The sequence below is a fragment of the Oceanimonas doudoroffii genome (assembly GCF_002242685.1).
Taxonomy (GTDB): Bacteria; Pseudomonadota; Gammaproteobacteria; order Enterobacterales; family Aeromonadaceae; genus Oceanimonas; species Oceanimonas doudoroffii.
In genome coordinates this window covers 198,302-219,289 of sequence record NZ_NBIM01000001.1, presented here as the reverse complement: position 1 = coordinate 219,289, position 20,988 = coordinate 198,302, and the positions used below count along the sequence as shown (strand labels likewise).

Annotated in this window: 20 protein-coding genes; 7 read left to right on the top strand and 13 right to left on the bottom strand. The window is 59.1% G+C overall.

Annotation, left to right across the window (positions count from 1 at the left end; genetic code table 11):
* Positions 1–14: 14 nt before the first annotated feature.
* From dgcA to B6S08_RS00985, 3 genes are all read right to left on the bottom strand, one after another.
* Positions 15–2,078, bottom strand: coding sequence for a dimethylglycine demethylation protein DgcA (gene dgcA, locus B6S08_RS00995; protein WP_094198925.1), 2,064 nt, complete (start codon positions 2,076–2,078; stop codon positions 15–17).
* 218 nt (positions 2,079–2,296) lie between these two features.
* Positions 2,297–2,827: a 4-vinyl reductase gene (locus B6S08_RS00990; RefSeq protein WP_094198924.1), complete on the bottom strand. Its 531-nt coding sequence runs from the start codon at positions 2,825–2,827 to the stop codon at positions 2,297–2,299.
* 31 nt (positions 2,828–2,858) lie between these two features.
* Positions 2,859–3,839: a dipeptidase gene (locus tag B6S08_RS00985; protein ID WP_094198923.1), complete on the bottom strand. Its 981-nt coding sequence runs from the start codon at positions 3,837–3,839 to the stop codon at positions 2,859–2,861.
* A 430-nt stretch (positions 3,840–4,269) separates the two neighbouring features.
* Between B6S08_RS00985 and B6S08_RS00975 the strand changes: the two genes are divergently transcribed.
* Complete coding sequence (locus B6S08_RS00975; protein WP_094198921.1) at positions 4,270–4,560, top strand: GIY-YIG nuclease family protein; 291 nt, start codon at positions 4,270–4,272, stop codon at positions 4,558–4,560.
* A 139-nt stretch (positions 4,561–4,699) separates the two neighbouring features.
* Here B6S08_RS00975 and gbdR read toward each other — a convergent pair whose 3' ends face one another.
* Both gbdR and B6S08_RS00965 read right to left on the bottom strand, forming a co-directional pair.
* The gene (gene gbdR, locus B6S08_RS00970) at positions 4,700–5,746 is read right to left on the bottom strand and encodes a choline metabolism transcriptional regulator GbdR (protein ID WP_094198920.1); all 1,047 of its coding nucleotides are present in this window, start codon (positions 5,744–5,746) and stop codon (positions 4,700–4,702) included.
* Between the two features lie 376 nt (positions 5,747–6,122).
* Positions 6,123–7,715 carry a BCCT family transporter gene (locus tag B6S08_RS00965; protein WP_169716348.1) on the bottom strand — a complete coding sequence of 531 codons (1,593 nt, stop codon included), beginning with the start codon at positions 7,713–7,715 and terminating at the stop codon, positions 6,123–6,125.
* A gap of 300 nt (positions 7,716–8,015) precedes the next feature.
* Here B6S08_RS00965 and B6S08_RS00960 point away from each other — a divergent pair, with 300 nt between their 5' ends.
* A complete protein-coding gene (locus B6S08_RS00960) occupies positions 8,016–8,237 on the top strand; it encodes a hypothetical protein (protein ID WP_094198918.1) in 222 nt (73 codons plus the stop codon).
* 61 nt (positions 8,238–8,298) lie between these two features.
* Here the strand turns inward: B6S08_RS00960 and B6S08_RS00955 are convergent, their stop codons facing one another.
* The 4 genes from B6S08_RS00955 to B6S08_RS00940 all read right to left on the bottom strand — a co-directional run bounded on the left by B6S08_RS00955 (position 8,299) and on the right by B6S08_RS00940 (position 12,797).
* A complete protein-coding gene (locus tag B6S08_RS00955) occupies positions 8,299–9,597 on the bottom strand; it encodes a TRAP transporter large permease (RefSeq protein WP_094198917.1) in 1,299 nt (432 codons plus the stop codon).
* A gap of 1 nt (position 9,598) precedes the next feature.
* A complete protein-coding gene (locus B6S08_RS00950) occupies positions 9,599–10,129 on the bottom strand; it encodes a TRAP transporter small permease (RefSeq protein ID WP_094198916.1) in 531 nt (176 codons plus the stop codon).
* Positions 10,130–10,192: 63 nt separating this feature from the next.
* Positions 10,193–11,200, bottom strand: a complete 1,008-nt coding sequence (gene dctP / locus B6S08_RS00945) for a TRAP transporter substrate-binding protein DctP (RefSeq protein ID WP_094198915.1) — start codon at positions 11,198–11,200, stop codon at positions 10,193–10,195.
* Between the two features lie 322 nt (positions 11,201–11,522).
* A complete protein-coding gene (locus B6S08_RS00940; protein ID WP_094198914.1) occupies positions 11,523–12,797 on the bottom strand; it encodes an aromatic ring-hydroxylating oxygenase subunit alpha in 1,275 nt (424 codons plus the stop codon).
* Positions 12,798–13,081: 284 nt separating this feature from the next.
* On the opposite strand from B6S08_RS00940, the gene B6S08_RS00935 reads away from it, so the two are divergent.
* Positions 13,082–14,188, top strand: coding sequence for an FAD-binding oxidoreductase (locus B6S08_RS00935; RefSeq protein ID WP_094198913.1), 1,107 nt, complete (start codon positions 13,082–13,084; stop codon positions 14,186–14,188).
* 227 nt (positions 14,189–14,415) lie between these two features.
* Here B6S08_RS00935 and B6S08_RS00930 read toward each other — a convergent pair whose 3' ends face one another.
* Positions 14,416–14,619: a DUF4250 domain-containing protein gene (locus B6S08_RS00930; protein WP_094198912.1), complete on the bottom strand. Its 204-nt coding sequence runs from the start codon at positions 14,617–14,619 to the stop codon at positions 14,416–14,418.
* 140 nt (positions 14,620–14,759) lie between these two features.
* On the opposite strand from B6S08_RS00930, the gene B6S08_RS00925 reads away from it, so the two are divergent.
* The gene (locus B6S08_RS00925) at positions 14,760–15,152 is read left to right on the top strand and encodes a cell division inhibitor (RefSeq protein ID WP_094198911.1); all 393 of its coding nucleotides are present in this window, start codon (positions 14,760–14,762) and stop codon (positions 15,150–15,152) included.
* Between the two features lie 158 nt (positions 15,153–15,310).
* Here the strand turns inward: B6S08_RS00925 and hemH are convergent, their stop codons facing one another.
* The 3 genes from hemH to B6S08_RS00910 all read right to left on the bottom strand — a co-directional run bounded on the left by hemH (position 15,311) and on the right by B6S08_RS00910 (position 17,679).
* On the bottom strand, positions 15,311–16,279 hold the full coding sequence (hemH, locus tag B6S08_RS00920) for a ferrochelatase (protein ID WP_094198910.1): 969 nt from the start codon (positions 16,277–16,279) through the stop codon (positions 15,311–15,313).
* A gap of 68 nt (positions 16,280–16,347) precedes the next feature.
* Complete coding sequence (gene adk / locus B6S08_RS00915; protein ID WP_094198909.1) at positions 16,348–16,992, bottom strand: adenylate kinase; 645 nt, start codon at positions 16,990–16,992, stop codon at positions 16,348–16,350.
* Positions 16,993–17,388: 396 nt separating this feature from the next.
* The gene (locus tag B6S08_RS00910) at positions 17,389–17,679 is read right to left on the bottom strand and encodes a GIY-YIG nuclease family protein (RefSeq protein WP_094198908.1); all 291 of its coding nucleotides are present in this window, start codon (positions 17,677–17,679) and stop codon (positions 17,389–17,391) included.
* Positions 17,680–17,986: 307 nt separating this feature from the next.
* Between B6S08_RS00910 and B6S08_RS00905 the strand changes: the two genes are divergently transcribed.
* The 3 genes from B6S08_RS00905 to B6S08_RS00895 are packed head-to-tail and all read left to right on the top strand — an operon-like array spanning position 17,987 to position 20,876.
* Complete coding sequence (locus B6S08_RS00905; RefSeq protein ID WP_094198907.1) at positions 17,987–19,126, top strand: hypothetical protein; 1,140 nt, start codon at positions 17,987–17,989, stop codon at positions 19,124–19,126.
* The gene (locus B6S08_RS00900; protein ID WP_094198906.1) at positions 19,123–20,532 is read left to right on the top strand and encodes a cytochrome P450; all 1,410 of its coding nucleotides are present in this window, start codon (positions 19,123–19,125) and stop codon (positions 20,530–20,532) included. The genes B6S08_RS00905 and B6S08_RS00900 overlap by 4 nt, the downstream gene beginning before the upstream one ends.
* Positions 20,529–20,876, top strand: coding sequence for a hypothetical protein (locus B6S08_RS00895; RefSeq protein ID WP_094198905.1), 348 nt, complete (start codon positions 20,529–20,531; stop codon positions 20,874–20,876). Before B6S08_RS00900 ends, B6S08_RS00895 begins: the two co-directional genes overlap by 4 nt.
* The last annotated feature ends 112 nt before the right edge of the window (positions 20,877–20,988 follow it).

Here is a 20,988-nt window from a genome sequence, read left to right as displayed (position 1 = left end):
CCCCGGCCCCAGACTCAGAAGTCTTTACACAGACGCAGGGCGTCGTAGATGGCGGCATGGGTGTTGCGCTGGGACACGCAATCGCCCAGACGGTAGAGCAGATAGCCCTTGCCGTGCTCGGCCAGGGCCGGCTGGGGTTTGGCGTCATACAGGGCCTCAAGATCGATCTGGCCCTTGTTGACCGCATCGTCCTTCAGCTCGTAATACAGCCGCTCGTCCGGACGCAGGCCGTTCTCCACCACAATCTGATCCACCACCCGCTCTTCCTGCTGGCCGGTGTATTCGTTTTCCAGCACCGCCACCAGCTTGTCGCCCTCCTTGTAGACCTTGTGCAGGGCCAGATCGGAAGTCATGATCACCTCGCGCTCATAGAGCGAGCGGTAATAGGTGGGGAAGGTCGTGCCGCCAATGGCCGCGCCGGGCTTGATGTCGTCGGTCACTATCTCCACCAGGCTGCCCTTGGACGCCAGGTAATCCGCCGCTGACATGCCGGAAAACTCGCAAATGGTGTCGTATACCAGCACGTTCTTGGCCGGCTCTACCTTGCCGGAGAGAATGTCCCAGGTGCTCACCACCAGGCCTTCTTCCGCGCCCCACTCGGGGTTCTGCTCCAGGAAGGGAGTACCGCCCACCGCCAGGATCACCACGTCGGGCTGCTCGCCCATGATGGCGGGCAGATCGGCGGCGGTGTCCAGACGCACATCCACCTTGAGGCGGGCCAGCTCCAGGGCGTACCAGCGGGTAATACCGGCAATCTGGTCACGCTGGGGCGCCTTGCCCGCCAGGGTGATCTGACCGCCCAGCTCGGGCGCCTTTTCAAACAGCACCACGTTATGGCCGCGCTCGGCCGCCACCCGGGCCGCCTCCATGCCACCGGGGCCGCCGCCCACCACCACCACCTTGCGAATGGGACCGTCGGTTTTCTCGATAATATGGGGCATGCCCAGGTGCTCGCGCGAAGTGGCCGCGTTCTGAATACAGAGCACGTCCAGGCCCTGGTACTGACGGTCGATACAGTAGTTGGCGCCCACACACTGCTTGATTTGGTCGACCTGACCCAGCTTGATCTTGGTGATCAGGTGCGGGTCGGCCATGTGCGCCCGGGTCATGCCCACGAAGTCGACGTAGCCGCCTTCCAGAATACGCTGGGCCTGGTTCGGATCCTTGATGTTCTGGGCGTGGATCACCGGCACGGTCACCACTTCCTTGATGCCCGCCGCCAGATGCAGGAAGGGCTCGGGCGGGTAACTCATGTTGGGAATCACGTTGGCCAGGGTATTGTGAGTGTCGCAACCGGAGCCGATCACGCCAAAGAAGTCCACCATGCCGGTGTCGTCATAGTATTTGGCGATCTGCTTCATGTCGTCGTGGCTGAGGCCGTCGGGGTGGAACTCGTCACCACAGATGCGCATGCCCACGGCGAAGTCGGGGCCCACCTCGGCGCGAATGGCCTTGAGCACTTCCAGGCCGAAACGCATGCGGTTTTCAAAGTTGCCGCCCCATTCGTCGGTGCGCTTGTTGACCCGCGGGCTCCAGAACTGATCGATCAGGTGCTGGTGCACGGCGGACACTTCCACCCCGTCCAGCCCCCCTTCCTTGGCACGGCGGGCGGCCTGGGCGTAGTCGCCGATGATGCGCTGAATTTCTTCCGGCTCTATGGTTTTACAGGTGGCGCGGTGCACCGGCTCGCGAATGCCGGACGGCGATACCAGGGTGCTCCAGTTGTAACCGTCCCAGCGGGAGCGCCGGCCCATGTGGGTGATCTGAATCATGATCTTGGCGCCGTGCTTGTGCATGGCGTCGGCCAGATTCTGAAAGTGAGGAATAATACGGTCGGTGCTCAGGTTAACCGAGCTCCACCAGGCCTGGGGACTGTCGATGGACACCACGCTGGAGCCGCCGCAAATGGCCAGGCCCAGGCCGCCTTTGGCCTTTTCTTCGTAATACTTAACGTAGCGATCCGTGGTCATGCCGCCGTCGGTGGCATACACCTCGGCATGGGCCGTGCTTACCACCCGGTTGCGAATGGTGAGCTTGTTGATGTTCATGGGTTGAAACAAGGCGTCGAACTGTCCCATCCTGGAATCCTCTTGTACATGCTGCGGGCCGTATTCCCGGCCCGCCGAAAATTAAAACCTGCTCGTGTGAGCGCCTGCCTTTCCGTCACTCCCGCGCCCTTTTGTCGTCACTCCCGCGTAGGCGGGAGTCCATGCATTTCTGCAAACCGGCGTTGTTGCCGAACCTGTACTCCATGTTCTGGATGCCCGCCTTCGCGGGCATGACGTGTTGGGAGGCCTTACAGCGGGCTCACTTCAAACAGGCCGTAATCGCAGCCGCTCTGGGCACCGCTCTGGGTCTGGCGAGCCTGAGTACGCACCGAATAGCCCAGGCTTTGGGCAATCTGATCCATGGCGCCGGCGAACCAGCCGGTGAACATGTAATCCACCATGCGCTCTACCTTGCCGTACTGATAGACGAAGGCGGAGTGATCCAGGCGAACCCGGGCGGTGCCGGCGGCAATATCCAGCTGCTCAATGGTGAACAGGCCCCAGCCACGCTGAGACAGGCGCTTCATGTAGTGCTCAAACACGGCGTCGCCGCTGATGCCATGGCACTCGGCTTCTTTTTCACACCAGTGCCAGGCCGACTTGTAACCGGCCTTGTAGAGGATTTCGGCATAGCGCTCCGGGCCCAGCTCTTCCTCGATGGCCATGTGGTTGTTCACGAAGAAGTGACGCGGCACATAGAGCATGGGCAGGGCGTCTGTGGTCCACACGCCGGTGTCGGCGTCTACTTCAATCGGCATTTCGGGTGCATGTACTGACATTGTTGTTTCTCCCTTGCTTCCTTGATTCTGCTTATTCGCCCCAAACGTCCTTGAGCACACGAACCCAGTTGCCGCCCATGATCTTCTCCACCAGTCGCGGAGAATAACCATTGCGCAGCAGGGCCTCGGTGAGATTGGGGAATTCACCTATGGTGCGAATGCCTTCGGGGTTGATGATTTCGCCAAAACGGGTCAGGCGGCGGGCATAGCCCTTGTCGTGAGTGAGCCACTCGAAGAAGTTCTGATCGTGCCCCTGGGTAAAGTCGGTGCCGATGCCGATGGCGTCTTCACCCACGATGTCCAGCACATAACCAATGGCCTCGACGTAATCGTCAACGGTGGACTCAATGCCTTTCTTCAGGAAGGGCGCAAACATGGTCACGCCCACAAAGCCGCCGTGCTCGGCGATGAAACGCAGTTCGGCGTCCGACTTGTTGCGCGGGTGGTCCTTGAGCCCGGCGGGCAGGCAGTGGGAATAGCACACCGGCTTCTTGGACTCGAGGATCACCTCTTCCGAGGTTTTGGCACCCACGTGGGACAGATCGCACATAATGCCCACCCGGTTCATCTCGGCCACCACCTCGCGGCCAAAGCCGGACAAACCGCCGTCCCGCTCATAACAGCCGGTGCCCACCAGGTTCTGGGTGTTGTAGGCCATCTGCACGATGCCCACGCCCAGCTGCTTGAAGATTTCGACATAGCCGAGCTGATCTTCAAAGGCGTGGGCGTTCTGAAAACCGAGAATGATGCCGGTGCGGCCTTCTTCCTTGGCGGCCAGAATGTCGGCGGTGGTGCGCACCGGCCGAATCAGATCGCCGTGCTCCTGAAAGTGACGGTTAAACTCGGCAATGTTGTTGACCGTGGCCTGAAACCCTTCCCACACCGACACGGTGCAGTTGGCCGCGGTCAGTCCGCCCCGGCGCATGTCTTCAAACAGTTCGCGCCCCCAGTTGGCGATAATGAGGCCGTCGATCACGATCGACTGACGGTGTACCTCTGCTGCATTTTCCATAGCCTGCCCTTCCTCGCATTCGGTTGACGGTGACACGGTATTCACCGGATTCAGGGGCAGTCTATCCCGCGCCAATGGGGGCGCTGTGGCTGAAAGCGACCGGGGCATAGTTAAAAACGTCACCCCTGCGCAGGAACGTCATCCCCGCGCTTTCTCTCGTCGCCCCCGCGAAGGCGGGGGTCCAGTGCGGCTCAGCAGACAACCCGGAGAGTTCAGGCCAGTGCACCATGTTCTGGATGCCCGTCTTCACGGGCATGACGAACACGGTCCTCACCCCGCGTTTTTTCGTCACCCCCACGTTTTTTCGTCACCCCCGCGAAGGCGGGGGTCCAGTGCGGGTCAGCAGACAACACAGGGGGTTCAGGTCAGGGCATCAGAATCCATTTGTTGTCGTAAACTGAAAACCACCCTCCCCGATAGGTTCTTCACCATGCCCAAACAGCCTGCTGTATATATGCTGACCAACAAGCGCAACGGCACGCTTTATATCGGCGTCACCAGCAACCTGGTGCGGCGCGTCTGGCAGCACAAGCAGGAAGCCGTGGAAGGATTTTCAGCCCGTTACGGACTGCACTGGCTGGTGTACTTCGAGCTTCACGACGACATGTACGCCGCCATCACCCGCGAAAAGCAGCTTAAAAAATGGAACCGGGCCTGGAAACTACGGCTGATTGAAACGCAGAATCCCGGCTGGCGGGATCTGTGGGAGGAGATTATTTGAGTCGCCACTGCTGAGCTTTTCCTTGTCGCTCCCGCGAAGTCGGGAGCCCAAGCATTTCTGCAGCCGCGCACTATAGTCGAAGCCGTGCGCCATGCCCTGGATGCCCGCCTTCGCGGGCATGACAAAGGGGAACTGAATATCAGAGCGTGACCGAGGCAAAGGTGGGCTCGTTGCGGGCGCTGCTGAGGTTCAGGCTCAGTTCACTCGCCGGCGGGGCCATGCCGTGGCTGGCGGTGGTGCCGTTTCTCAGGCGGTCGTCGCGGGGTGGCACGCCAAAGCACTCGCGATAGCACTTGCTGAAATGGGGGGTAGAGACAAAGCCACAGGCGGTGGCGATGTCGATAATCGACAGTGAGGTCTGGCGCAGCAACTGCCGAGCCCGTTTCAGGCGCAGGTTGAGGTAATAGCGCGACGGCGAACACTTGACGTGGCGCTGAAACAGCCGCTCTACCTGACGGCGGGACAGCCCCACATAGTGGGCCAGCTCATCCAGGGTAATGGGCTCTTCCAGGTTGGCTTCCATCAGTGCCACCACTTCCGCCAACTTGGGCTGGGCCGGGCCCACCAGGTGGCGCAGCAGCACCTTTTGCTCTTCCTGGCCATCGCGAATGCGCTCACACAGGAACATGTCGCAAATGGCGGTGCTGAGGGCGCTGGAATGTTCCTTTTCAATCAGGTGCAACATCATGTCCATGGGCACGGTGCCGCCGCTGCTGGTGAGCCGGTCCCGGTCGATGCAATACAGCGCATTGCTGGTTTCGAGCCGGGGAAACGCCTCCTTGAAGGCGGCCATGTATTCCCAATGCAGGGTGCAGCGATAACCGTCGAGCACCCCGGCGTCGGCCAGCAGATAGCTGCCGGTACACAGGGCGCCCAGCTTCACCTTGCGGTGCGCCAGCTGTTGCAGCCAGGCCCGCAGGCTGCGGCTGCGGGCGTTGGCCACACCCACGCCGCCACACAGCAACATCATGTCGAGGTGACCGGCGTCGTGAATGCCGTGATCAGGGGTGACGGTCATGCCGTCACTGGCCCGTACCGGCTGGCCGCTTTCGCTCAGCATGACCCACTCATAAAGTGCCCTGCCCGACAGCTGGTTGGCCATGCGCAGGGGCTCGATGGCCGAAGCCAGGGAAATCATGGTGAAGTTGTCTACTAACAGGAAGCCGACACGCTGTGGTTCGTTCATTGCTCTTGCTCCTGGTCCCTGTGCGGTCGCATTCGGGATCCTTTTTATCGTGATTGCGACATTTCATGGAGTGGCATTTGCGTAGCAAATCCACCCATAAGCAAAACATATAACATTAGTTTTACTTTTCGCCAGACGAATACCGTTCATTTTTAGGCGCTCAGTCACAGTTTGAATATCAGGCGTCATAATTAACCTTTTACTCATATATGAAATGCTCATGGAAAGTCTGAAATGATATGGCTTTACATATGGTTACGCCTGATGAGTGCCGGTTGAAGCGTCTGACGCCCGCAAGCCATAAATATGAGAAAACCGCCATAAAAAGGCGGTTTCGTTATGCTTTTTTAGATTAAAAACCCGCTTTCCTGGCGGCTCAGGGCGCCGGCGGTACTCGGGTGGCCACCGGCAAGGGCGCCGGCAGTTCCTCGTGCAGGCCCTTAAACAGGCCCCACATCATCACCATGATCACCATCGAGAATGGGAAGGCGGCAATAATGGCCGCGGTTTGCAGGGCCGACAGGCCGCCCGCGAGCATCAGAATGGCCGCCACCGCGGCAACCGACAGTCCCCATATTACCCGCTGGCTGCGAGGCGGATGCTCTTCACCCAGCGACAGTATGGTGGTCACTACCAGGGTGCCGGAGTCGGCAGAGGTAATGAAGTAAAGCGCAACCAGCACGGTGGCCAGCAACGAGGCCAGATAGCCCATGGTGCCGCCGTCGAGCTGGCTCAGGGTGACATACAGCGCCGAGGTCACGCTCTCGCCCACAGCGGTCACAATGCCGGCCTGGCCAATGGCGCTGACCGCTTCACCGGCGGCGTTGGTCACGGTGTGGGTCAACTCCAGGAACAGGGCGGTGCCGCCGAACAGGGTGAGCCACAACATGCCCAGCAGGGTGGGTACCAGCAGCACACCGCAGATAAATTCGCGAATGGTGCGGCCGCGGGAGATGCGAGCGATAAACATGCCCACAAAGGGCGACCACGACATCCACCAGCCCCAGTAGAACACGGTCCAGCCCGACTGCCAGCCACTGTTTTTGCTGGCGTCGGTCCAGGTGCTGAGCGGCACCACATGGGCCAGATAGTCGCCAATACCCTGCACATAACTCTGCAGCAGGTAACTGGTGGGGCCATAGGCCAGCAAAAATACCAGTATGGCCACGGTCAGCCAGATGTTGATCTCCGACAGCCATTTCACGCCCCGGCCAATGCCCGATAACACCGAGGCGGTTGCCACCAGTGAAATCACCAGGATCAGCAGCAGCTGATTGCCGGTGCTCACCTCAACGCCAAACAGGTGATTGAGGCCGGTGTTGATCTGGGCCACGCCCAGGCCAAGGGAAGTGGCCACCCCGAACACGGTGCCAAACACCGCCAGCACATCGACGGTATGGCCCATCCAGCCATAGATGCGCTTGCCGATGAGCGGATAGAGCGCCGAGCGAATGGTCAACGGCAGGCCCCGCCGGTAGGAGAAATAAGCCAGCGCCAGCCCAACTACCACATAAATGGCCCAGGGGTGCAGCCCCCAGTGAAAGAAGGTAATGCGCATGGCCACTTCCGCCGCTTCCGGTGTCAGCCCCTCGGCAATAAAGGGGTTGGCCTGAAAGTGGTAGATGGGCTCGGCAATGGACCAGAACACCAGACCAATGCCCATACCGGCACTGAACAGCATGGCGAACCAGGAAAACAGGCCGTATTCCGGCCGGGCGTCGTCACTGCCCAGGCGAAGCTGGCCAAAGCGGCTGAACGCCAGCACCACGCAAAACACCAGCATCAGCGCGACGATGGCGATGTAATACCATTTGAAGTGGGTAAGAATGCCGCTGGACACGGCGCTGAACAGGCCGGCGGCGGCGTCCGGATAAAGGGCGCCGCCCAGCACAAACAAGGTAACGATCACCATGGAGCTGATCGTTGCCGCCGGACTCATTCCTTTCAAAATTCCATCTTTGCCAACCATAGCAAGAGATCTCCGTCGGATAGATTGTGTCAGTCGCGACCGGGGCCATGCTCAGGTTCAAACACGGCTCCGGTCGCGACTGCGGTTGATGACCGGGCGCTGCAGGCGCCCATCGGTGCAGTACCGTCCGCTATCTCAACAGCTAACGGCTGGTTGAAACTTCTCCAATGCGACACCCTGTTAACCAGTTCCGTCGCGAACGTCATATTCTGTTTCCATTGCGACAGCATGTCGCAAATGGCCTTGTCAGCGGTCGCGCCGGGAATTAGCCTGCGCTTTTAGGAACAGGAGAGCCCACCCATGATGATCAGCGACCTTATCGATCAGCAGGATTTTCTGGCCCGGTTGCGGGCATGGAATGTGTCTGCCCCGGCGCGGCTGGCCGATTGCGAGCCCCTGCTGGCCGAGCTGCTGGCCGGCCCCGAGGGAGAGCGGTGGCGGGAACGCCTGAATGCGCTGCTGGCCCAGCGGGCGCTGATGCACCCCGAGGTGCTGGCCCTGGTGGAAAAGAGCCTGCAGTGAAATAGCGACAAAATAAAAAGGGGAGCCGGCGGCTCCCCTTTTTATTTCTGCGTTCACGCTATTACAAGAACCCCAGCCAGCGCGGCAGAAACAGCGACAGCTCGGGCACGAAGGTGGTCACCATCATCACCGGCAGACCCACAAAGGCCATCAGCGCCAGGGCAGGTTTCACCGTTTTGTGAATCGACACCTTACCTATGCGGCACGCCATATAGAGAATGGGCGCCACCGGCGGGCTGTTGGCACCAATCACCACCGAGCAGGCGACAATGGAGGCAAAATGCACCGGGTGAATACCGGTATCTACCATCAGGGGCAGAAACAACGGCGCCACGACCACGGTCACCGATACGTCATCCATGATCATGCCGGCAATAATCAGGAACAGGTTTACCGCAATCAGAATCAGCAGCGGGTTCTGGATGAGCGTGCTGACCATTTCGGTCAAATCCTGAGGAATCCGTTCCGACGCCAGAATGCGCCCGATCATAAAGCTGAACAGCAGAATGAGGATCACCGTGCCGGTGGTTTCTGCCGCCGCCACCACGCTTCGGGCAAAGCTTTTCAGGTTCATGTCGCGGTAGATAAAAAACCCGATCATCATGGCCGAAAAAGCCGCGACCGCCGCCGCCTCGGTGGGGGTAAACACACCACCATAAATCCCCCCGAGAATGATCACCGGCAACGACAGCGCAGGAAAGGCCTTGAGCGTTGCCCTGCCCTTGCCCGGCGATGTGTCCAGCCCCTTGCCTGCGGCACTGCTCACTTCCTCAAAAAACCGCCCCACACCAAAACGGTTGGCGAGGATAAGCCCCAGCATCAGCAAAATGGCCGGCCCCACCGACGCCGCAAAGCAGGCCGCCACCGACTGCCGAGTAACAACCGCAAACAGTATCATAGTGATCGAGGGCGGAATAAGAATGCCCAACAGCGACGATATGCCCAGCAACGCCGAAGAGTAACTGCGTGGATAGCCGCGCTGCTCCAGCGGGCCGATCATGATGGTGCCGATGGATGCCACCGCCGCCGTGGCGGTGCCGGCAATGGCGCCGAAAATACCCGACGCCATGACCATGGATGCCCCCATGCCGCCTTTGCGCTTGCCGATCATCACCTCAATAAAGTCCACCAGCCGTTTGGCAATGCCGCCGCTTTGCATCAGATAACCGGTGAGTACAAACAACGGCAGTGCAATCAGGATCACCGAATCTACCGAGCGATAGCCCTGCAGCATCAGGGTATTCAGATTGGCGTCATACACATACACCATGTACGCCAGCACCCCGGCAAAGGACCAGGCTACCGGCACCCCGATCACCATCAGCAGCATTAACAGCCCGATGGCAAAAAAACCTTCCATGTCAGTGCTCCTCTTTCAGCTGGCGAGAGCCGCTGTTCGCTCCGCACAGGCCGGCAACGGCCCCCAGCAAGTCTCGCAGCGAATAACAACTGCAACCCACGGCCGCCAGCATGATCGACGCCTGGGGCAGCCACAGCGGAATGCCCATGCCCGGGGTCGACTGGGGCCGGCGCAGGCCCCAGGCCAGCATGCGGTAGGCCAGCAGCACAAAGAACAGGCAGATAGCAAAGGTGATCAGCGATATCAGCGCTTTGTGCAGCAATTTGAGGCGATAATCGGTGATCTGCAACTCAACGAAATCCACCACCAGGTGCTCATTGCGCCGGCTGGCGATCAACGCCCCCAGCATATAGAGCCACATGCCGAACAGCATAATCAGCTCCAGCAGGCCCACCACCGACCAGCCAAACACATATCGCGCCAGCACCAGAAACAGCATCAGCCCAACCACCAGCAAACTGGCTGTGAAGGCTGCCGCTTCCAGTAACCAGCCCACCCGCCGGTCCAGCCCGGAAAAAAATCTGCCGTTCATTAATAGCCCCCTGGAAACGGGCCGGCCCGAAGACTGCCGGCCCCGAGTGAAATGACTGGCCGATTAAAGGCCGGTCGCGTTGGCACGAATGGTATCCATAATCTCGGTACCGATTTCCTTGTCCATCAACGGCCAGACCTGTTCACGGGCGGCCTTGGCAAACTCACGCAACTGCTCGTCACTGGGCTCGAAATACTTCATGCCGGCTTCCTGCGCCTTTTGGATGTAGTACTCGTCCTGCTCCTTCGCGGCCTTGAACTGCTCGTTCATGATTTCCACTGCGGCTTCCTGCACGACTTGCTGCTGCGCTTCGGTCATGCCTTCCCACACATCCAGGTTCATGGAGAGCACGCCGGTCATAAAGAAGTGTTTGGTCTGTACATAGTGGTCAATCGTGTCTCTAAAATACTCGTAATCCCAGTAAATGACGTTGCCGGCCTCGCCATCCACCACACCGGTCTGCAGCGCGGTGTAGACCTCGCCCCAATCAATGGCGGCAGTCTGGTAACCCAGGGCCTGCATGGTCTGGGGCGCAGGGAAAACGGTCATGGTGCGCACCTTGAGGCCGTCCGCATCCTTGATGGTGAGGGCATATTTGTCCCGGGAACCGACGCCGTTAAAGCCTTCCGGCCAGGGGCCAAAGAACTTCAGGCCAATGTCCTGATATACACCGCCGAGCAGGTTGTTGACCCAGCCGCCCGGACTGTAGGCTTCCAGCGCTTCCTTCCAGGACAGGGTCATGTAGGGGGTGTAGATGACACCAATGCGCTTGTCGTAGGACGTCATGGGCCAGTTCAGCATCACGTCCACATCGCCGGCGACATGCAGGTCAAACACTTCCTGCTGACCGCCCAGTTCGTTCTGGTAGAACACCTTGGTTTCGATATCGCCGCCAGATTTTTGCTCAATCAGCTCGCCCCATTTTTTCAGGGCTTCACCGGCTGGCGATCCCTGCGTGCCGGAGTCGGTAGCCAGCTTGAGGGTTAACGCCTGGGCACTGGTGCTGGCCAGGCAGGCAGCGGTAATGGCGGAGGCAAGCAGGGTCTTGAAGTTGAAGCCGATGGTTTTCATGCGGTGTCCTTTCCGATATGTGCCGTGTTGATGGTATTCGTGAGCCCTTTGCAGGGCGGGTTCAAACACATATGGATACTACGGGTACCTGCATATATCACTGTCTCAAATGCGACCGTTCGTAAGCCAATAACGGCGCGAATACGACAGGAAAAAGGAACGTCGAGTGACTCTGGGCACATAGGCCACAAGGGTCACATTTCTGCAGACGCAATGCGGCGGGGAAGAAATGAATGGCCCCCGCTTTCGCGAGGGCCACAAGGTAAAACACAGGGATGACCGTCGAACCCCGGGATTCACATTACCATTCCGGGCTTTCGGCTTACTCCGGCAGTTTGACGGACAGGGTCTGGCCGCCGGCGTTGGCGACGAAGGTATCGGCGTACCAGTCGACAAAGTTCACCACACCGAACTCGTAGGTGGGTGAATAAGGGCCCGGCTCATAGGCGATGGAGTTGATGCCACGCTGGTTTTCCTCGGCCAGGGCGCGGTCCTGGGCGTTGGTGGCATCCCACACCAGGCGCAGTTTTTCCACGTCATAATCCACGCCTTCCACCGCGTCCTTGTGCACCACCCACTTGGTGATCACCTTGGTCTTCTGCGGCCCCAGCGGCACCACCTGGAAGGTGATCAGGTGATCGCTCTGGCCGTGGTTCCAGGAGTTGGGCAGGTGCAGAATGCGCAGTGAACCCAGCTCCCGGTTCTTGACCCGGCCCAGGGTCTTCTCACAGGCATTGGAGCCATCGATGGTCATGGCCACCTTGCCTTCAGCCAGGGGCATGCGCACCATGCGGTTGCGCAATCCGAACGACACATGCTCATGGGGAATGTTTTCCGCGTCCCATTGCTCGGCCATGCGCGCCACATGGGCCTTGAAGGCGTCGGTCGCGCGGGGATCGGTGGTGTCGTCGAACTCCAGCAGGGTATTAAGCAGCTCGGGGTGAGAACCATTGCAGTGGTAACACTCCCGGTTGTTCTCGATCACCAGCTTCCAGTTGGCGTCTTCAACGATTTCGGACTGCACCGCCACCTTGGCGTTTTCCAGATCGTAAGGCTCCAGATAGAGCTCCAGCGATGCCAGAAACTCGTCGATGTCGGGCGGGTTGTCGGCCAGACAGATAAAGATGTAACCACCGGCGGTCTTGGTGTGTACCTTTTTCAGCGGAAAGTCGCCTTTGTTGAACTGCTCACCCATGTCGTTGCCGGCATAGATCAGCTGTCCGTCCAGCTCATAGGTCCACTGGTGGTAAGGGCAAACCAGCTTGGCCACCTTGCCCTTTTTCTCGGTACACAACCGTGAGCCCCGGTGCCGGCACACGTTGTGAAAGGCCTGTACGCCTTCCTTGTTGCGCACCACGGTAATGGGGTTGTTGCCCACCTCCACCGTGATGTAGTTGCCGGTTTTGGGAATTTCACAGGTCAGCCCCACATACAGCCATTCCTTGCAAAAGATCTGCTCCATGTCGGCTTCAAACACCGACTGGCTGTTATAGCAGGCCTGGGGAAGGGAGTAGCCGGGACGACGCTGCTGCAGCAGCTGAACGGTATCCGCCAATCCGGGGGCGGTGCCGATAACGGTGGTGTTGCTCTGCTCCATCTGCATTGCTTCCTTTGCTGAGTTGAAAGGGCGGAAAACCATACCGCCGATGGGCGTATTGTTATCCTGCCCGGGCGGTGTCGGTTGTCTGAAAACGACTCGCCCCGTCTGCTTTTACGACCCGCAAGCCGGCGTCTGGCCCCGGCTTCACGCTCATTAACGGCAAAACGGGGCTGACGGATATTTCCATGTCGTTTTCAGGCAACCGCGCCGGCTAAATCTCATCAAGAATGCCGGCAACAAGGACACAACGGGGCCCCTCGCCGCCCCAGCGGAGGACAGCGATGAATCAGGACTTTATTTCACCCATCAATACCCAGACCTGGAGCAACGGTCGCCACCCGGTGCGCTGTGTGCGCGTGATTCAGGAAACCTGGGACGTGCGTACCTTCTGCTTCACCGCCGAAAGCCCGCTGCTGTTTTTCTTCAAACCCGGCCAGTTTGTTACCCTGGAGCTGGAAATTGACGAGCAGACGGTGATGCGCAGCTACACCATCGCTTCTTCGCCCTCGGTGCCCTACAGTTTTTCCATTACCGTCAAACGAGTGCCCGGCGGCGTGGTGTCCAACTGGCTGCACGACAACCTCAAGGAAGGCGACGCCCTGGCGGTGCACGGCCCGGTGGGCAATTTCAACTGCATCGACTTTCCCAACGACAAGGTACTGCTGCTTTCCGGCGGCGTGGGCATCACCCCGGTGATGTCGATGATGCGCTGGTGGTTCGACACCAACGCCGATGTCGATATTCAATTTGTGCACAGCGCCCGCACACCCAAGGATCTGGTGTTCTACCGAGAGCTGCAGCACATGGACTCGCGGCTGAATAATATTCAGCTGAGCCTGATCTGCGAACGCACCGACATTGGTGAGACCTGGAGTGGCTATCGCGGCTTTCTGAACAGCGCCATGCTCAGCCAGATCTCCCCCGACTTTATGGAGCGGGAAGTGTTCTGCTGCGGCCCCACCCCCTACATGAAGGCGGTGCGCAACCTGCTGCAGCAGGCCGGTTTCGACATGGATCGTTACCACGAGGAAAGCTTTGGCGCCACGCCGGTGGAAGTGATTGAAGACGTGGAGCTGCTGGCCCAGGAGGCCTCGGATCTGGCCGAAGAGATGGAGCGCACCGAAGAGCGTTTGACCATTTCCTTCCTCGACAGCGACCTGCAGGTGGACATTCTGCCCGGCGAAACCCTGCACAGCGCCGCCGCCCAGGCCGGCCTGCACATTCCCAAGGCCTGCGGCATGGGCATTTGCGGCACCTGCAAGGTCAAGGTGCTCAAGGGAGAAGTGGCCATGGAGCACAACGGCGGCATTACCGATGAAGACATCGACGAGGGTTACGTGCTGAGTTGCTGCAGCGTGCCCAGCGGCAACGTGGAAGTGGAATACTGAGTACTACTGAGAGGTTGTAGGGGGGGCTTACAGGTCCAACCATTTTGCCCGAGCCGACAGTCCGGCCCGGGCTTTTTTGCGTGCCGGCCGCCGAGAAGAACGACAGGCGCCGCTTCGGTCGGCGCGTTATCAAACAAGTTAACGGTCTGCTGTGCACTCCCTGCCCAACGGCAGTAACGGCGACAACAGACCCTGCAGTCTGGCTCCCTTGTGAAATGTCGGTGTAATCAGCGCGTCGAGGCGGCCCTGAACTGGTTGCTGTGGCTGTCGTAGCGGTAACCAATTTGCGCCATGCGCGCACTCAGCCAGCCGCCGTCCAGTTCGTAACGGGCCAGCAGCGCCTCCAGGCTGTCGCACTCGATGCGCAGTTTTTCATTGAGAATGCTCAGCACCATGTGAATGTCCATTCGTTCCAGTTGCGTTCTGTCCATTTCGCCCTCCTGTCGGTAACCGACCGGCTTGGCAGCCGGCATGATCGAAATACTGTAAATTTAACCAGTTAAATATTGACCAAACCGCCCCGAGTGAATACTGTATGTATAAACAGTAAAACAACAGGCAGGGCCGATCCATGATGAACCTTTCGTTAATCCGCAAGCAGGCATTGATCCCATCGCAGCAGGCGCTGCCCCACTGTCATTCCGCCGCGCTCAACACGGCACCGCAACCCGAGGTGCTCACTCGGCTGGCGGCCCTGAGCCACGGCAACGGCGGCTGGATCCTGGTGGCCAATGCCCCCACCCGCTTGTGCCGTCAACGCCTTGCCGCCGCCGGCATCAACCCGGCCCGCGTGCTGGACGCCCAGCGGCTTACCCCACAGCAACTGCAGCGAGCGCTGGCCAGCCCGACCATTGCCGCCGTGGTGTGCTGGCAACAGCAAGATGAAACCTTTTTGCACCAGCGGCAAGCCGATGCGCGCCTTTTTGTGATCGGACCGGCAGTGCCGGGCAACCCGCTGCACTGAGCGCCATTCACCCTGTAACGAACAATAAAAAACCGGCGCTGCCGAGGGCAGCGCCGGTTTTTTATTTATGGGATTGACGCCTTTCAAGGGCCGTAGGTTGAAATGAGCGAAGCGAATTCCAACCTACCAGCCAATCAAGCGACCGATATGGAGTGAGATCACACCAGCTCGCGGCAGACCAGATCCACCAGCATGCGAATATGGGCGGGGTTGTCGTTCAGGGCGGGAATATAGCGATACTGCTCGCCCCCGGCCTTGATGAACAGCTCCTGGTTTTGCTCGGCGATCTCTTCCAGGGTTTCCAGGCAGTCGGCAGAAAAGGCCGGGCAGATCACGTCCAGCTTTTTCACCCCTTCCTTTGGCAGCGCCTTCATGGTTTCGTCGGTATAGGGCTTGAGCCACTCTTCCCGGCCAAAACGCGACTGAAAGGTGGTGCGCCACTGATGCGGCTCCAGCCCCAACTCTTCCGCCAGCAGTTCGGAAGTGCGATGGCACTGCTGACCGTAAGGGTCGCCCTGGTTTTCAAAGCGCTTGGGAATGCCGTGGTAAGAGAGCAGCAACAGGTCGCCCCGGCCGTGCTCCTGCCAGTGGGCCCGCACCGAGTCGGCCAGGGCGCCGATGTAGCCACTGAAGTCGTGATAGTTATGCACAAACCGCAAGGCCGGCACCAGCCGCTCCTTCTTCATTAATCTGGCCCAGCTGTCAAACACCGAGGCGGTGGTGCTGACGGAGTACTGCGGATACAGCGGCAGCACAATGACCCGGTCTACGCCCTGCTCCTTGAGCTGCTGCCAGGCCGAGGCAATGGACGGCTCGCCATAGCTCATGCCCAGCGCCACCGGCACGTCTATGCCTTCATCCTGCAGCGCCTTTTGCAATGCCGCCTGCTGACGACGACTGACCACCATCAGCGGCGAGCCTTCCGGCCACCAGATGGATTGATAGAGTTTGGCCACCTTGGGCGAACGAAACGGCAGAATAATGCCATGAAGCAACGGACACCACAGCGAGCGGGGCAAGTCCACCACCCGGTAGTCGTGCAGAAACTGACTGAGAAAGGCCTTTACCGCCGCCGAGGTGGGGGCGGAAGGCGTACCCAGGTTGACCAGTAAAACGCCTGTTTTCACCTTGTTACCTGCCTTTTACCAACAACAAAAAGCCGGACCTTCACAGGCCCGGCTTGAACCATACCGGCTTAAGCCAGAATGCTGGTCAGCTCCCGGCTGACCGCTTCCACCGACTGGGTGCCATCCACCTTGTGGTGCTGGGTGTGGCCGGCTTCGGCTTCCTGCTTGTAGTAATCGATCAGCGGAGCGGTTTGCTCGTGATACACGGCCAGACGCTTGCGCACGGTGCTTTCTTCGTCGTCGGCGCGGATCACCAGCTCTTCACCGGTCACGTCGTCTTTACCTTCCACTTTGGGCGGGTTGTATACCAGGTGATAAACCCGACCGGAGCCCGGGTGCACGCGGCGGCCGCTCATGCGCTTGACGATCTCTTCGTCGGGCACGGCGAATTCCAGCACATGATCCACGGCAACACCGGCTTCCTTCATGGCGTCGGCCTGGGGAATGGTGCGGGGGAAACCGTCGAGCAAAAAGCCCTTGGCGCAATCGTCCTGGCTGATGCGCTCCTTGACCAGGCCGATGATGATGTCGTCAGACACCAGCTGGCCCTTGTCCATCACTTCTTTGGCCTTCAGGCCCAGCGGGGTACCGGCCTTGATAGCGGCACGCAGCATGTCGCCAGTCGAAATTTGCGGAATACCGAACTTCTCCATGATGAACTGAGCTTGCGTTCCCTTACCCGCGCCCGGTGCACCCAGCAAAACGATGCGCATAACAGCGTCCTCTTATTTGATTAATCATTCGCAATTGGTGGCTGATTGTGTCATGACACCGTCACGGGAACAAGTAACAGCCCGGCCTGTTAGACCTATTGATGATATAAGCAGCGGATGCACCCTTCACAATATGGACCCCTGCCTTCGCAGGGGTGACACCCCTCCCGCCATTCCTGCCCTCTCCCGTCATTCCTGCGAAGGCAGGAATCTGCATACTCCGGGCCCGCTGGCAGCACAGTGCCGCCCCACACATGGGCCCCTGCCTGCGCAGGGGCGACAAAGGCGCAGGGGCGCCCTTCGTCATTCCTGCCCTCTCCCGTCATTCCTGCGCAGGCAGGAATCCACATACTCCGGGCCCGCTGGCAGAACTGCCCTCACCCAAACTCGGGGCATTCAAATAATATCATTCCACAAATCCTGCCAGTGAGGATTGAACTCCTCAATAAGCCGTATCTTCCAGTCGCGTTTCCATCTTTTAAGTTGCTTTTCTCTGGTTATCGCATCATACATGCTGCTGTGTGACTCAAAATAAATCAGCCGGTGAAGATCATATTTCGCTGTGAAACCATCAGCTTCATGCTGTCTGTGCTGCCAGATACGCTGTACCAGATTGCTGGTCACCCCAATATACAGGGTCCCATTACGCTTATTGGTTACGATATAAACAGCAGGAGCCTTGAACATAAGTGAGCCTTATCCGCTTGGAGTTTGTTCAGATTAAAGCAGGAATCCATATACTCCGGGCCCATAGGCAGCACAGTGCCGCCCCACACATGGGCCCCTGCCTGCGCAGGGGCGACAAAAAAAGCGTAGGGGCGACAAAAGGCGCAGGGGTGCCCTCCGTCATTCCTGCCCTCTCCCGTCATTCCTGCGCAGGCAGGAATCCACATAACTCCGGGCCCGCTAACTACACCGTTAGCGCCACACATTCCCCCTTATCCCAAATTAAGGTACTCTGTTCGCCGTTCTAACCCGACTCAGGAACAAGGGATTGGCCCGCATTAAACAACGGCAGGTGTTTTATATTCACGGCTTTGATCCGCGTGGCGCGGGTCACTATCACCGCCTTTATCGCAGTCAGTCGGCATTACAGGCAAAAGTAAACGGCCTGCATATTGATGTTTCTGCCCGTAAGCGCGGCGAAAATCACAGCCATTGCTGGCAACTTGATACCGAACACTGCCAGACCCGGTATAGCTACCTGGGCTGGGATGATATTGTGCGCGCCCATTGGGCCAGAGGATGGCTTCAGATCATCGGTGATTTAAGCCTTTTTCTATGGGTATATATTTTACCCGGCCACATACTCTCCTACGCCAAGGCTTCGCCCAAACAGCTGATGGCCGGGCTTTACCCCGCCTTTTACCTGCTGCTTAGCCTGTTGCTCTCGGTCTGGCTGGCAACCAGCCTGGCCGGGCAACTGCCCTGGCAAATGGCCCAGCTGCCTGCCGGGCTGGTGCTGGTAGCCGCGCTGATGCACACCAGCAAACACCTGGGCAACAAGCTGGCGGTATTCTGGTTATTGCGCATCTACGCCTTTTCAGCCCGCTGGGCCAGGGGGCAAATTCCTGAGCTTGCGCCGCGCATTCACTCCTTTGCCAGCCATATGGCCGAGGCCATTAACGACGACACCAACGACGAGGTGGTGATCGTTGCCCACAGCGTGGGCACCATGATGGTGGTCCCGGCCCTGGCCCAGGCCCTGCAGCAAATTCACAATCCGAATCGTCTGGCCCACCAACGGGTGGTGTTGATCACCCTGGGGCACTGCATTCCGCTGGTGAGCTTTCACGCCGCCGCCGCCGACTTTCGCACCGCCCTGCAGCAGCTGGGACACAACAAGCGGCTGCTGTGGCTGGACTACACCGCCCCCACCGACGGCGCCTGTTTTCCGCTGTTGAACCCGGTAACCTCCTGCGGCCAGAGCTGTGCCCCCCACGCCGGGCCACGCCTGCTCTCGCCCCGTTTTTTTACCCTTTACCACCCGGCTCGCTATAAAAAGCTGCGCCGGGCCTGGTATACCATGCACTTTCTTTATCTGATGGCCACCGACAAGCCCGGCCCTTACGACTTTTTCGCCTTTACCGCCGGGCCCGAGACCATTGCCAGCCAACTGAAGGAACGAACATGAGCTGCCCGGTGTTTCCCAAACCCGCCAAAAGCAAGGCCTCGCTGTGGAAAGTATTTTTCACCAAGCGTCACTCCTGGCTGGACGCCCTGTATGAACGCAGCTATGGCATGAAGATGGGGGAATACAAACTGCCGGGGCTCACCCTGTATATGGTGAACCAGCCCGAGCTGGTGCGAAAAGTCATGGTGCAGAACATGGCCGACTTTCCCAAGCACGCCATGCTGGGGGACATTCTCGAGCCGCTGCTGGGCGAAAGCATTTTCACCACCAACGGTGAGCAGTGGCAAAAGCAGCGCGACATGCTCGACCCCGCCTTCAAGCATGCTCGAGTGCAGCAGGTGTTCGGACTGATGCAGCACGCCGTGGCCGACATGCTCGCGCGGCTTGAGGCCCATCAGCCGGGGCAGGACATAGACCCGGAAATGACCTTTGTGACCGCCGACATCATCTTTCGCACCATAATGTCGGCCAGCCTCGATGCCGAGCAGGCCAACCGCATTCTCGATGCCTTTGTGCGCTTTCAGGCCGAATCCCCCAGGCTGGCACTGAGAAAAATGTTCAAACTGCCCGGTTTTTTGCAGCGGGGCGCCAGCGAGCGCAAACGCCTGGCCGCGGCAAAAGAAATTCGCACCACCATAGAAGACATTATTCGCCCCCGCTACCGGCAGGCCGAAGCCGCTCGCGCCGGCTGCCCGCAGTCACAAACCGAGCTGGAGAACCAGCAGGATATTTTGTCTTCCCTGCTGCTGGCCAAAGACGCCAGCACCGGTCAGCCGTTCGGCTTTGATGAAATCGTGGATCAGATCTCCATGCTGTTTCTGGCCGGCCACGAAACCACCGCAAGCTCGCTGACCTGGTCGCTGTATTTGCTGGCCACCCACCCGCACATACAGCAAGACGCTTATGAAGAAGTCACTCGCGTGCTGGCCGCGCAGCCCATGGGGGTGGAAGCCCTGCGCAAAATGGTGCTGGTGCGCGATGTGTTCCGTGAAGCCCTGCGGCTTTACCCGCCGGTGGGCTTTTTTGCCCGCGAGTGTGCCCACGCCAGTGAAATGAGAGACAAAAAAATGAAGGCGGGCAGCTCGGTGATGGTCTCACCCTGGCTCATTCACCGCCACACAGACTACTGGCACGAGCCGCACCGGTTCGACCCCTATCGTTTTACCAGCAAGCAACTGAAAACCCCGCTCAGCAAAGCCTACCTGCCCTTTGGCGCCGGCCCGCGGGTGTGCATTGGTGCCGCCTTTGCCCAGCAGGAGTCCAGCCTGATACTGGCGAGCATTCTGCAGCACTACCACCTTAGCCTGCCCGATGGCTTTAAGCCCCGGCCCGTGGGCCGGCTGACCATTCGCTCCGACAACGGGCTGCGGCTTATTCTGACGCCAAGGAACAAACAACCACAATGAAAGAACGAATTGCCGGCTTTATTCTTATGTGCGCCGTGGTGCCCCTGGCCATAGTGGGCTACCTGATTATCTGTTATGTGGGGTTTATGGGCCGGGTGGAGCGTGGCCGCGCCGGTGTGCGTGCCCTCGATCACTTTGTAAACGCCTCGGTATTTAATGGCTACGCCTGGGAGTCGGTGTCTTCCCACGCCTGGCGCGAACGCGACAACAAACGCTGGGCCCGCTTTGTGATATGGCTTACCAATAAATTCCAGCAGGATCACTGCAAACGCGCCAACAAGCGCGAACAACCCCTGGTGGATCTGATGCTGCAGAAAGGACTACACCGGCAAACCATTAAGTAACCGTGGGAATTCACTGCGCTCCAAACCCCATCGGAACCACTTGCCGGGGTAACAAACAGCACCTAATTCCATTTATGCTTTTGACATAAACATTTGATATTACTCCCGTTCA

Coding starts and splice junctions, on each gene's coding strand:
- B6S08_RS00985 (WP_094198923.1), bottom strand. CDS start 3,839: ATGGAAAATGCAGCAGAGGTACACCGTCAGTCGATCGTGATCGACGGC.
- dctP (WP_094198915.1), bottom strand. CDS start 11,200: ATGAAAACCATCGGCTTCAACTTCAAGACCCTGCTTGCCTCCGCCATT.
- B6S08_RS00955 (WP_094198917.1), bottom strand. CDS start 9,597: ATGGAAGGTTTTTTTGCCATCGGGCTGTTAATGCTGCTGATGGTGATC.
- B6S08_RS00990 (WP_094198924.1), bottom strand. CDS start 2,827: ATGTCAGTACATGCACCCGAAATGCCGATTGAAGTAGACGCCGACACC.
- gbdR (WP_094198920.1), bottom strand. CDS start 5,746: ATGAACGAACCACAGCGTGTCGGCTTCCTGTTAGTAGACAACTTCACC.
- B6S08_RS00910 (WP_094198908.1), bottom strand. CDS start 17,679: ATGTTCAAGGCTCCTGCTGTTTATATCGTAACCAATAAGCGTAATGGG.
- B6S08_RS00935 (WP_094198913.1), top strand. CDS start 13,082: ATGAATCAGGACTTTATTTCACCCATCAATACCCAGACCTGGAGCAAC.
- B6S08_RS00975 (WP_094198921.1), top strand. CDS start 4,270: ATGCCCAAACAGCCTGCTGTATATATGCTGACCAACAAGCGCAACGGC.
- B6S08_RS00930 (WP_094198912.1), bottom strand. CDS start 14,619: ATGGACAGAACGCAACTGGAACGAATGGACATTCACATGGTGCTGAGC.
- B6S08_RS00950 (WP_094198916.1), bottom strand. CDS start 10,129: ATGAACGGCAGATTTTTTTCCGGGCTGGACCGGCGGGTGGGCTGGTTA.
- B6S08_RS00925 (WP_094198911.1), top strand. CDS start 14,760: ATGATGAACCTTTCGTTAATCCGCAAGCAGGCATTGATCCCATCGCAG.
- B6S08_RS00965 (WP_169716348.1), bottom strand. CDS start 7,715: ATGGTTGGCAAAGATGGAATTTTGAAAGGAATGAGTCCGGCGGCAACG.
- adk (WP_094198909.1), bottom strand. CDS start 16,992: ATGCGCATCGTTTTGCTGGGTGCACCGGGCGCGGGTAAGGGAACGCAA.
- B6S08_RS00895 (WP_094198905.1), top strand. CDS start 20,529: ATGAAAGAACGAATTGCCGGCTTTATTCTTATGTGCGCCGTGGTGCCC.
- B6S08_RS00960 (WP_094198918.1), top strand. CDS start 8,016: ATGATGATCAGCGACCTTATCGATCAGCAGGATTTTCTGGCCCGGTTG.
- B6S08_RS00940 (WP_094198914.1), bottom strand. CDS start 12,797: ATGGAGCAGAGCAACACCACCGTTATCGGCACCGCCCCCGGATTGGCG.
- dgcA (WP_094198925.1), bottom strand. CDS start 2,078: ATGGGACAGTTCGACGCCTTGTTTCAACCCATGAACATCAACAAGCTC.
- B6S08_RS00900 (WP_094198906.1), top strand. CDS start 19,123: ATGAGCTGCCCGGTGTTTCCCAAACCCGCCAAAAGCAAGGCCTCGCTG.